This window comes from Streptomyces sp. NPDC012508, from assembly GCF_042902595.1.
In the GTDB taxonomy this organism is placed as follows: Bacteria; Actinomycetota; Actinomycetes; order Streptomycetales; family Streptomycetaceae; genus Streptomyces.
Genome location: NZ_JBIBEO010000015.1, coordinates 1 through 12,466, shown reverse-complemented (window position 1 = coordinate 12,466; position 12,466 = coordinate 1). Strand labels below are relative to the sequence as shown.

Sequence of the window (12,466 nt, the reverse complement as noted above, 5' to 3'; positions counted from 1 at the left end):
TGCCCGCGCGACAACGCAATTTCGCCTGGGATTTCTCCGACACCGAATGGGTAATTTCGGCAGGGGAAATTCCGTGCGGAAACTCTCGCTGAGCCTACGAACGGCGCCGAGGCGTGGACAACCCCTAGCCCGACCCCTTAGGGGGCCGGGCCGACGGGTGGCATTTGCGATGGTGTTCGAGCAGGCGGGAAGGGGGTTCACTCCTCCGGATTCTCGAACGCGGTCTGGATGAGCGCGTCGAGGTCCATCAGGTCGATGTCGCCCTCCGACGGACCCTCTTCGGTGCTGTCCGCCGGGATATCCGCGCCGGCGGGGGCCGGGGCCTGGTCCGCGGTGGGAGCGGCCTCTGCCGCGATCTCTTCCGACAGGTGGGCGGCGAGTGCGGCGGGGGTCGGGTAGTCGAAGATCATCGAGTTGGGGAGCCCCAGTCCGGTGGCTGCGGCGATCCTCCCCCGGATCTCGACGGCGGTCAGCGAGTCGAACCCGAGGTCGGCGAAGCCGCTCCTCGCGGCGATGCCGTCCACTCCCTGGTGGCCGAGTACGTCGGCGACCTGACGGCGCACCAGGTCGAGCAGGGCGCGTTCGCGCCGGGCCGGGGAGAAGCCGGCCAGTCCGACGGCGTACGCGGTGAGTCCTTCCTCCGCCGCCTGCTCCTCCCCCTCGCCGTCGGTGAGCGGGGCGAACAGCGGGGCGGGCCGGCCGGCCGTGAAGGCGGGCAGGAAGCGGCTCCAGTCCACGTCGGCGACGGTCACGCAGGTGTCCTGCGCGCCGAGCGCGTCGGACAGGGCCCGCAGCGCCGTCTCGGGCGCCATCGCGGTCAGACCGCGCCGGGCGAGGTAGGCGGCGGCATCGCCGTCGGCTCCGCCGAGTCCGGCCGCGGCCATGCCCTCCCCGGCCCAGGGTCCCCAGGCGAGGGAGAGGGCTGCGCGGCCCTGGGCGCGGCGGCGTTCGGCGAGCGCGTCCAGGGAGGCGTTGCCGGCCGCGTACGCCGCCTGCTCCCCGCTCCCCCACACCCCGGCGATGGACGAGAACAGGACGAACTGCTCGGCGTCGGGAAGGAGTTCGTCGAGGTTGCGGGCGCCGTCGACCTTGGCCCGGAGGACCTCGCGGAAGGTGTCCGCATCGAGGTCCCGGAGGGGACGGGCGGTGTCGGTGCCTGCGGTGTGCACCACGGCCCGGACCGGGTGTGCGGCCAGCAGGGCTGCGAGGTCGTCGCGGTCGGCGACGTCGCACGCCTCCACGACGGCCGTGCAGCCCAGGTCCGCGAGTTCCGCGACGAGGGCCGCGGCACCCGGCGCCCGGGGCCCCGACCGGCTGGTGAGGACCAGCTTCTCGGCCCCCTGCCGGGCGAGCAGGCGGGCGACGTGCCCGCCGAGGGCGCCCGTGCCGCCGGTGATGAGCGTGGTGTCCGCCGGGCTCCACGCCCCGCCGTGCGCCAGCGGTGCGCGGCCCAGGCGGCGGGCCAGGACCCGGCCGCCGCGGAGTGCCACCTGGTCCTCCGTGCCGCCGAGGACGGCGGGGACCAGGGCCAGGGTGTCCGCGCCGGGCTGCTCGGGCAGGTCGATGAGACCGCCCCAGCGGCGCGGGAGTTCGAGGGCCGCGACCCGGCCCAGACCCCACACCTGGGCCGCGCGGGCGTCGGCCACGGTGCCGCCGGCACCGACCGCCGACGTCGTCACGCACCACAGGGGCGAGCCGAGTCCGGTGCGCACCACGGTCAGAACGGTTTCCGGGTCGTCGGAGAGCAGCAGCACCCCGTCGGCGGGGTCGGCCGCGGGCAGCTCGTCCGGCGTGCAGACGGTCGCCCCGGCGCCGCTGTCCCGCAGCGCGGCGGCCACGGCCGCGGCCCGGTCGCTGTCCTCGCGTGCGGCGGCGACCAGCCAGTGTCCGCCGGCGGGCCTGGTCGTCGGGAGGACGTCCGTCCACTCGACGCGGTACCGCCAGTCGGCCGCGGCCTCGCGCAGCATCCGGGTCCGGCGCCAGGCGGCGAGCGCGGGCAGTGCCTCGGCCAGCGCGGCGGCCGTGCCAGGATCCATTCCGGCCAGGGCGCCGAGGTCGCCGGAGTCGACGGCGTCCCAGAACTCGGTGTCGGCCGGGCCGGATTCCGCTGCGCGGGACTCCGGCCAGTAGCGGGTCCGGTCGAACGCGTAGGTGGGCAGTGCGGCCCGGGGGCCGGCGCCCAGGACGGCCTGCCAGTCCACGCGGGTACCGCGGGTGTGGGCGGCGGCCACGGCGGTCAGCAGCGTGACCGGCTCGGCGCGGCCGGGCCGCAGCGCGGGTACGGCGACGACGTCCTGGCCGGCGGTGGCGCGGGCCAGCGCGGTGAGCACGCCGTCCGGGCCGAGCTCGACGCAGGCGCCGACGTCCCGGCGCCACAGTTCGGCGACGGCGTCGGCGAACCGGACCGGCTCGCGGACCTGGCGCACCCAGTACTCGGGGGTCGCCGGGTCGCCCGGTGCCGTGCAGACCAGCGGGACGGCCGGTGCGTGGTACGTCAGCTGCTCGGCGATCTCGCGGAAGGCGTCGAGCATCGGCTGCATGCGGTGCGAGTGGAAGGCGTGCGAGACGACGAGCCGCCGGACCTTGCGGCCCTCCGCCCGCCAGCCCTCCTCGCAGCCTGCGATCGCTTCCTCGTCGCCCGATACGGTCAGCGCCTTCGGGCCGTTGACCGCCGCGAGGTCCACGCCGTCGGGCAGCGTGATCTCGTCCTCGGCGGCCTCGACCGCGAGCATGGCGCCCCCTTCGGGCAGCGCCTGCATCAGCCGGGACCGGGCCGCCACCAGCGTGCACGCGTCGTCCAGTGACAGCACACCGGCGACGTGCGCGGCGGCCAGCTCGCCGATCGAGTGGCCGACCAGCACGTCCGGTCGTACGCCCCACGACTCCACGAGCCGGAAGAGCGCCACTTCCAGTGCGAACAGCGCGGGCTGGGTGTACTCGGTCCGGGCCAGGATGTCGTCGTCGGTGCCGAACACCACGTCCCGCAGGGGCCGGCCGAGCTCCAGCCGGGCGCAGACGGCGTCGAAGGCCCCGGCGAACACCGGGTGCGCGTCGTACAGTTCACGGCCCATTCCGGCGCGCTGCGCGCCCTGGCCGGCGAAGAGGAACGCGGTGCGGGACTCGTCCGCCCTGCCGGTGGGGGCGCCCGGGGCGCCCTCGGTGAAGGCGCGCAGGGCGGCGAGCAGCGCCTCGCGGTCGGCGCCGAGCAGCGCCGCGCGGTGTGCGAGCTGGGCCCGCGAGCCGGTGAGGGCGCGGGCGATGTCCTCGGCCGGGGTCTCCGGGTGCGCGTCGGCGAAAGCGAGCAGCCGCGCGGCCTGGCCGCGCAGGGCGGCGGGTGAGCCGGCCGAGAGCAGCCAGGGCAGTACGGCGGGCGCCGTGCCCGGCTCCGGCGGTGCGGCCTGCTCCGCCTGCCGCTCGTGCGGGGCCTCCTCGATGAGGACGTGGGCGTTGGTGCCGCTGATCCCGAACGAGGACACACCCGCCCGGCGGGGGCGACCGGTCCGCGGCCAGGGACGGGCCTCGGTGAGCAGTTCCACCGCGCCCGCCGACCAGTCCACCTCCGTGGTCGGCTCGTCCACGTGCAGCGTCTTCGGCAGTGTGCCGCGCCGTATCGACTCGACCGTCTTGATGACGCCGGCGACGCCGGCGGCGGCCTGGGTGTGGCCGAGGTTCGACTTGACCGACCCCAGGTGCAGCGGCTCGTCGCGGTCCTGGCCGTAGACCTCCAGCAGGGCCTGTGCCTCGATCGGGTCGCCGAGCCTCGTGCCCGTGCCGTGCGCCTCCACCGCGTCGACCTCGGACGGCTCCAGGCCGGCCGCGGTCAGCGCGGCGCGTATGACGCGCTGCTGCGCGGGGCCGTTGGGCGCGGTGAGCCCGTTGGACGCACCGTCCTGGTTGACGGCGGAGCCACGGACCACCGCGAGCACCGGGTGGCCGTTGCGGCGGGCGTCGGAGAGCCGCTCCAGGAGCAGCAGGCCCACGCCCTCGCCCCAACCGGTGCCGTCGGCCGAGGCGGCGAACGCCTTGCAACGGCCGTCGGCGGCCAGGCCGTTCTGCCGGCTGAAGCCGATCAGCACGTCCGGGGTCGCGACGACGGTGACGCCGCCGGCGAGCGCCATGGTGCACTCGCCGGACCGCAACGCCTGCGCGGCCAGGTGGAGCGCGACCAGCGACGCCGAACAGGCGGTGTCCACGGTGACGGCCGGGCCCTCCAGGCCGAAGGTGTAGGAGACCCGGCCGGAGGCGACGCTGCCCGCGCTGCCGGTGACCAGGTGGCCCTCGGCGTCCTCGGGCATCTGCAGCCCCACGCCGTAGCCGGATCCCATCGCGCCGGCGAAGACGCCGGTCCTGCTGCCGCGCAGGGTCGCGGGGTCGATGCCGGCGCGCTCGAAGGTCTCCCAGGCGGTCTCCAGCAGGAGCCGCTGCTGCGGGTCCATGGTGAGGGCTTCGCGCGGCGAGATGTTGAAGAGCGCCGCGTCGAAGTCACCGGCGGTGTCGACGAACGCGCCGCCTCCGGCCCGGATGGCGTCGCCGCGGCCCCGGGAACCGAGGTTCCAGCCACGGTCGGCGGGGAACGGGCCGACCACGTCGCGTTCCTCGGCCATCAGCCGCCACAGGTCCTCGGGCGAGTCCACCCCGCCCGGGTAGCGGCAGGCCATCGCGACGATGGCGATCGGCTCACCGGCCGGCGGCTGCGCCGGCGGGGCCGGTGCGGCCACGGGCGCGGTGCTCCGCGTGGCGCGGACCGTGCCGGTGGGCCGCTCGTGCGGGTGGTCCGCCAGGGCGGGGGCGGTCTCGGGCGCGGTGGTCCGCGTGGCACGGACCGTGCCGGCGAGCCGCTCGTGCAGGTGGCCCGCCAGGGCTCTGGGGGCCGGATGGTCGAAGACCACGGTCGCGGGCAGCTTGAGACCGGTGACGGCCGAGAGCCGGTTGCGCAGTTCCACCGAGGTGAGCGAGTCGAAGCCCATCTCGCGGAAGGCCCGGTCCGGGGAGACCCGCTCGCCCGGCGCGTGGATCAGCACCGCGGCGACCTCGTCGCGTACCAGGTCGAGCAGCAGCCCGGCCGGGTCGGCGGCCACCGCCAGCTTCGCCGCCAGGCCGTTGCCCCGGTCCGCGCCGGACGCGCCGGCCTTGCGGAGCTGGGCGGGGACGCGCACCAGCGCGCGCAGCAGCGGCGGCACTTCGTGCGCCGCGCGCACGGGTGCCGGGGAGAAGCGGGTCGGCACCAGGTGGGCCCGGTCGGAGGCGAGCGACGCGTCGAAGAGGGCGAGGCCCTCCTCGGCGCCGAGGGCGTCTCCGAGGCGGGTGAGCCGGGCGACGGCCGTGCCGTCGAGGTGCTCGGACATCGCGCCCGGCTGCGCCCACAGGCCCCAGCCGAGCGAGACGGCGGGCAGGCTCCGGTGCCTGCGGTGTGCGGCGAGGCCGTCGAGCACGGCGTTGGCCGCCGCGTAGTTGGCCTGTCCGGCGGCACCGATGGTCGCGGCGAGCGAGGAGTACAGGACGAACATGGCCAGGTCCTGGCCGGCTGTCAGCTCGTGCAGATGGAGGGCGGCCTCGGCCTTCGGCGCGAACACCGCGGCCAGCCGCTCGGGGGTCTGTGCCTCCAGGACCCCGTCGTCGAGGACGCCGGCGGTGTGGACGATCCCCGTCAGCGGGTGTTCGGCCGGTATCTCCGCGAGCAGCGCGGCCAGCGCCTCGCGGTCGGCCGCGTCGCAGGCGACGACGCGGGCGTCCGCGCCCTGTTCGGCCAGTTCCCGGACCAGGTCCCGCGCGCCGGGGGCGTCGGGGCCGCGGCGGCCGGTCAGCAGCAGGTTCCTGACGCCGTGCCGTGTCACCAGGTGCCGGGCCAGCATCGCGCCCAGCGCACCGGTGCCGCCGGTGATGAGCACGGTCCCGTCGGGGTCGAGCCGTACGGCGGTGTCCGTGCCCTCGGACCGGTAACGCCTCAGCCTGGGCACCAGGACCCGGCCGTCGCGCACCGCTGCCTGCGGCTCGTCCGCCCCGGACAGCAGGCCGAGGACGGCCGCCGCCTCTTCGTCGGTGTCCGCGTCGATCAGCACGAAGCGTCCGGGGTGCTCGGTCTGCGCCGTTCGCACCAGGCCCCACGCGGCGGCGGTGAGCGGATCGGCGACGTCGTCTCCGGTGACGGCGGCGACGGCGCCGCGGGTGCGGACCACCAGCCGCGCGTCGGCCGTGCGCTCGTCGGCGAGCCAGGCCCGTACCCCGGCGAGCGCCGCGGCCGGGTCGGCGGGTGCCCGCCACAGGGCCACCGGCGGCACCTCGGCGAGGCCGTCCGGATCGTCCACGGTCACGCACGCCTCGCCGGCGGCGCTCCCGGCCGCCTCGTCCAGCTCGGTCCACACCACTTCGAACAGGGAGTCGGCCGCCGGCTCCGGGGCCGTCAGCGCGGCCGCTTCCCGCAGCGTCAGCGACGCGACGGACAGCACGGGCAGGCCCGCGTCGTCGAAGGCGTCGAGCGTCACGGCGTCCGGGCCGACGGGCGTGATGCGTACCCGCAGCGTCCGTGCGCCGACCGCGTGCAGCGCGACGCCCGACCACGAGAACGGCAGCCGTGGTGCCGGCGGCCCCGCCTCCGCGGGGCCCGCCAGGGCAAGGGCGTGCAGCGCGGCGTCCAGCAGCGCGGGGTGCGCCGCGTAGGCGTCGCCACGCTGCGGGTCCGGCAGCGCGACCTCGGCGTGGAGCACATCGCCGGACCGCCAGGCGGCCCGCAGGCCCTGGAACGCCGGCCCGTACTCCAGGCCTGCCGCGTCCAGCAGCGCGTAGTGCCCCTCCAGGTCCACGGGCTCCGCGCCCGCCGGGGGCCACTCCGGCTGCGGCGCCGGCTCCGGCGGCAGGGCCGGTGCGAGCACGCCCGCGGCGTGCCGGACCCACGGTCCGTCGGTGCCGGACTCGGGGCGGGCGTAGACCGCCACCTCGCGTCCGCCGCCGGACGCGCCGTCCTCGGCTCCGACCACGACCTGGAACCGCACGGCCGTCCGCTCCGGCAGGACCAGCGGCGCGTGCAGGGTCAGTTCCTCGACGAGTCGGCCTCCGGTCATCTGGGCCGCCTGCAGCGCGAGTTCGAGCAGCGCGGTGCCCGGGACCAGGACCGTGCCGCGGAGCCGGTGGTCCGCGAGCCAGGGGTGGACCGAGGTGGACAGGCGCCCGGTGAGCACCAGGCCGTCGTCGGTCACCGACGCCACCGCCGCGCCCAGCAGCGGGTGGTCCACGCCGGCGAGACCGGCGCCCTCCACGTCGGCGGGGCCGGATTCGGACAGCGCCCAGTACCGGCGGTGTTCGAAGGCGTACGTGGGCAGGTCGGCGCCCTCGACCGCGTCCAGCGGCCAGTCCACCGTCGCGCCCGACACGTGCAGCCCGGCCAGCGTCTGCAGCAGGGCCTCGGGCTCGGGGACGCCGGAGCGCAGCGTCGGCACGGCGACCGCGTCGTCCACCAGCTGCTGGGCCATGGCCGACAGCCCGCCCTTGGGCCCGATCTCGACGAACCGCCGCACCCCGCGCAGACCGCGCACGGCGTCGGCGAAGCGGACGGTGCGCCGCATCTGCTCGACCCAGTACTCCGGTGTGTCGAGCTGCCCGGGGCCGGTGGCCGCCATGGGAACGGCGGGCTCGTGGTGGGTGAGGCCGGCCGCGACGGCGGCGAGTTCGCCGAGGGCCGGGTCCACGTGGTGGGAGTGGGCGGCGAGGGAGACCGAGATGTCCTTCACGCGCCGGCCCTCTGCCCGCCAGCGGTCCCTGAGCGCGTCGAGCACGTCCGCGTCACCGGAGACGACCAGCGACTCGGGCCCGTTGACCGCGGCGAGGTCGGCGCCGTCGGGCAGGGGCAGTACGTCGTCCTCGCGCGCCTCCACGGCGAGCATCTTCCCGTCCTCGCGCAGGCCGAGAAGCAGCCGGGCGCGTGCCTCCACCAGGGTGCAGGCGTCGTCGAGCGAGAGGATGCCGGCGATGTGCGCGGCGGCCAGCTCGCCGGTGGAGTGGCCGAGCACCACGTCGGGGGTGACGCCCCAGGACTCCAGCAGCCGGGCGAGGGACACCTGGAGAGCGAACGTGCCGGCGTGGGCGTTGCCGGCCCGCTCGAGGTGGGCCCCGTCCCCGAAGAGCAGTTCGGTGAGCGGCGTCCCCATGTCGATCCGGGCCGCCACCGCGTCGAACGCCTCGGCGAACGCCGGGTGCGCTGCATAGAGTTCGCGCCCCATACCGGCGTACTGGGAGCCCTGGCCCGTGAACACGAAGGCGGTGCGCCCCTGCACCGCCGTGCCACGGACCACGGAGGCCGACGAGGTCTCCGACACGAGCGCGTCGAGCCCGGCGAGCAGGCCGCCGAGGTCGTCGTCGTGCCCGACCACCACGGCCCGACGGTCCAGCGCGGCCCTGCCGGTGACCAGGGTCCGGGCGATCTGCGCCGCGTCCGGACCGGGGCGTTCGGCCGCGAACGCGCGCAGGCGGGCGGCCTGGGCGCGCAGGCCCTCGTCGGTGCGGGCCGAGACCGGCCAGGCGACGGGGCGCGCCGGCGCGTCGGCGTCCGGTGCGGCCTCCGGCTTGTGGGCGGACGGCAGCGCGCGAGGGGCCGGTGCCTCTTCGAGGATGACGTGCGCGTTGGTCCCGCCGATCCCGAAGGACGAGACCGCGGACCTGCGCGGCCGGTCCCCGCGGTGCCACGGCCGCGCCTCGGTGAGCAGCGCGACGGCGCCGGCGGACCAGTCCACCTGCCCGGTCGGCTCGGAGACGTTGACGGTCTGCGGCAGGACGCCGTGCCGCATCGCCTCCACCATCTTGATGACGCCGCCGACACCCGCCGCGCACTGCGTGTGGCCGATGTTCGACTTCAGCGAGCCGAGCCAGAGCGGCTGGTCGTCCTCGCGCTCCTGCCCGTACGTCGCCAGCAGCGCCTGGGCCTCGATCGGGTCGCCGAGCCGCGTACCGGTGCCGTGCGCCTCGACCGCGTCGACGCCCGAGGGCGCGAGGCCCGCCGCGTCCAGCGCGGCCCGGATGACCCGCTGCTGGGCGGGGCCGCTGGGCGCGGTGAGACCGTTGGATGCGCCGTCCTGGTTGACGGCGGAGCCGCGGACCACGGCCAGGATGCGGCGGCCGTTGCGCCGCGCGTCGGAGAGGCGCTCGACGATGATCATGCCGGCGCCTTCGGACCAGCCGGTGCCGTCCGCGTCCGCCGAGAAGGACTTGCAGCGCCCGTCGGGCGCGAGCCCCTTCTGCTTGCTCAGCTCGGTGAAGACGTCCGGGGCGCCCAGCACGGTGGCGCCGCCCGCCAGGGCGAGGTCGCACTCGCCGTTGCGCAGCGACTGCACCGCCAGGTGCAGGGCGACCAGCGAGGCCGAGCAGGCGGTGTCCACGGTGACGGCGGGACCTTCGAGACCGAAGGTGTAGGCGATCCGGCCGCAGACGACACTGCCGGACATACCGGTGAGCAGGTGTCCGTCGACCTCCTCGGGGAGGTTCGCGCCGCTGGCGTAGCCGACGTTGGTGGCTCCGACGAAGACGCCCGCCTGGGTGCCGCGCAGCCCGGCGGGATTCATGCCGGCCCGCTCGAACGCCTCCCAGGAGGTCTCCAGGAGCAGCCGCTGCTGCGGGTCCATGGCGAGCGCCTCGCGCGGCGAGATGCCGAACAGGTCGGCGTCGAAGTCGCCCGCGCCGTCGAGGAATCCGCCCAGCCGGACGTCGGAGCTGCCGCGGCGGGTCGGGTCGGGGTCGTACAGCGCGTCGAGGTCCCAGCCCCGGTCCTCGGGGAAGGGCATCGCGACGCTGTCGCCGGCCATGACGAGCCGCCACAGGTCCTCGGGGGAGGCGATACCGCCGGGGTACCGGCAGGCCATGCCGATGATGGCGATCGGCTCGTCGCCGCGGGCGGTCGTCGCACGGGGCTTCGCGGCGGTCTCCCGGGCGCCGACCAGTTCGACCAGAAGGTGCTCCGCGAGGGCGGTGGGGTTGGCGTAGTCGAAGACGAGGGTGGCGGGGAGCCTGAGGCCGGTGACCGTGTTGAGGCGGTTGCGCAGCTCGACCGAGGTGAGCGAGTCGAAGCCCAGTTCACGGAAGGCACGGTCCGCCGTCACCTCGTCACCGGACGCGAAACCGAGCACGGCCGCGCTCTCGGCCCGGACCAGATCGAGGAGCCGGCGCGCCGGGTCGGCCGCGGTGGCCAGGGCTGCCGCGAGGCCTTCCCGGCCCCGCCTGCCTCCGGCCCGTCCGGCCGTGCTCCGGGCGGTGCCGGCAAGCCCCCGCAGGATCGCGGGGACTTCCGTGGCCGCACGCAGCCGGGCCCGGTCCACGACCGCCGCCACCAGGTGCGGGCGGGCGGCGTCGAGCGCCGCGTCGAAGAGGGCACACCCCTGCGCGTCGGACAGGGGCGCGCCGAGCCGGCTCGCGCGGGCGAGGGCGGTCGCGTCGAGGTGGCCGCTGATGGCGCTCGAACGGGCCCACAGGCCCCAGGCCACCGACACGGCCGGCAGGCCCAGCGCCGCCCTGCGCTGCGCCACCGCGTCGAGTACGGCGTTGGCCGCCGCGTAGTTGGCCTGCCCCGGGGTGCCCAGGGTGGCGGCCACGGACGAGTAGAGGACGAAGAACGACAGGTCCAGGTCGCGAGTCGCCTCGTCGAGCACGACCGCCGCGTCCGCCTTGGGCGCGAGGACCGAGCGCAGGCGCTCGGGCGTCAGAGTGTCGGCCATTCCGTCGTCGACCACGCCTGCCGCGTGCACGACACCCGTGAGCGGGTGCTCCGCGGGGACGCCGGCCAGCAGGGCCGTGAGGGCGTCCCGGTCTCCGGTGTCGCACACCGCGAACCGCACCGAGGCCCCCAGGGCCGCCAGCTCGGCGGCCAGTTCGGCGGCGCCCGGGGCGTCGGCGCCGCGCCTGCCGGTCAGCAGCAGGTGCCGGGCGCCGTGCCGCTCCACCAGGTGACGGGCGAGCAGCGAGCCGAGTGCGCCCGTGCCGCCGGTGATGAGGACGGTGCCCTCGGGGTCGAGGGCAGGGATGGGCTGCGCCTCGTGCGGCTCGCCCGGGGTACGCAGCCGGGTGAGCCGGGGCACCAGCAGGCGGCCCGCGCGCAGCGCCGCCTGAGGCTCGCCCGAGTCGAGCAGCCGCCCGACGGCCTGTGTCAGGCCGTCCTCGGTGTCCGCGTCCAACAGGACCAGCCGGTCGGGGTGTTCGGACTGGACCGAGCGGACCAGCCCCCAGGCCGCCGCCCGCTTCGGGTCGGTGATCCCGGCCCCGACGGCGGCCGCGACGGCGCCACGGGTGAGGACCACGAGGGGCGTGCCCTCCGCCGGTGCACCGGCCAGCCAGGCCTGGAGACCCGCAAGGACCGCCACCACGTCGGCCGGCGCCCGCCACACCAGCGGCCCGGCCGCGTCGGCCGCGTCCGGCTCCGCCGGGTCGTCCACGACCAAGCAGTCGGGTCCCGCGTTCCCGGCCGGCGTCTCCGCCGCGCCGAGCGGCGTCCACGCCACCTCGTACAGCGGGTCGGCGGTCGGCGCGGTCGGTCCGCCGAGGGTACGCAGGGTCAGCGCGTCGGCCGTCAGTACCGGCATGCCCGACTCGTCGAAGGCGGCCACCGACACCGCGTCCCCGCCGGCCGGGGCCAGGCGGACCCGCAACACCGTGGCGCCCGGGGCGTACAGCGAGACGCCGCTGAAGGCGAACGGCACCCGGGCCGCCCCGTCCTCACCGAGCGGACCGGCGGCGAGCGCCTGAAGCGCGGCGTCGAACAGGGCCGGGTGGAGGCCGTACCCGGCCGCCGCGCCCTTTCCGGGCAGCGCGACCTCGGCGTACAGCGTCTCGCCGGACCGCCAGGCGGCCCGCAGGCCCTGGAAGGCGGGGCCGTAGGACAGCCCGGCGTCCGACAGGGCGGAGTAGTGGGCGTCGAGGGCGACCGGCTCCGCGTCGGCGGGCGGCTCGGCCGCGGCATCGTCCGGGAGCGGGAGCTCCTCGCCGGTGAGCAGGCCGCTCGCGTGCAGGGTCCAGGGGCCGTCCTCGTCGGACTCGGTCCGTGCGTGGACGTCGACCGCGCCGTCGGCCGCGACTCGCACCTGTACCTGCACTCCGCCGCGCTCGGGCAGCACGAGCGGGGTGTGCAGGGTCAGTTCGTCGAGTCGTACGAGCCCGGCGGACGCGCCCGCGTGCAGGGCCAGCTCGACGAACGCGGTGCCGGGCAGCACGGTGCTGCCGTGCACGACGTGGTCGGCCAGCCAGGGCTGGGCGGCGGTGGAGAGGCGGCCGGAGAGCAGCAGTCCGCCGCCGACGGCCGGGGACATCTCGGCCCTCAGCAGGGGGTGCCCGCCGGCGCGCATCCCGGCGGCACCGAGGTCACCGGCGCCGGGGCTGGGATGCAGCCAGTAGTCATCGCCCTGGAAGGCGTAGGTGGGCAGGTCGATGCGTCGGGGGGCCCAGGGTGCGTACACGGCGGCCCAGTCGGGCGTGGCGCCGGCGGTGTGCACATGGG

Annotated in this window: 1 protein-coding gene; it reads right to left on the bottom strand. The window is 76.4% G+C overall.

Going from position 1 to position 12,466, the window contains the following annotated elements; translation table 11 throughout:
• Positions 1 to 197: 197 nt before the first annotated feature.
• Positions 198 to 12,425: a type I polyketide synthase gene (locus tag ACFY8U_RS35520; RefSeq protein ID WP_389576250.1), complete on the bottom strand. Its 12,228-nt coding sequence runs from the start codon at positions 12,423 to 12,425 to the stop codon at positions 198 to 200.
• Between the last annotated feature and the right edge of the window lie 41 nt (positions 12,426 to 12,466).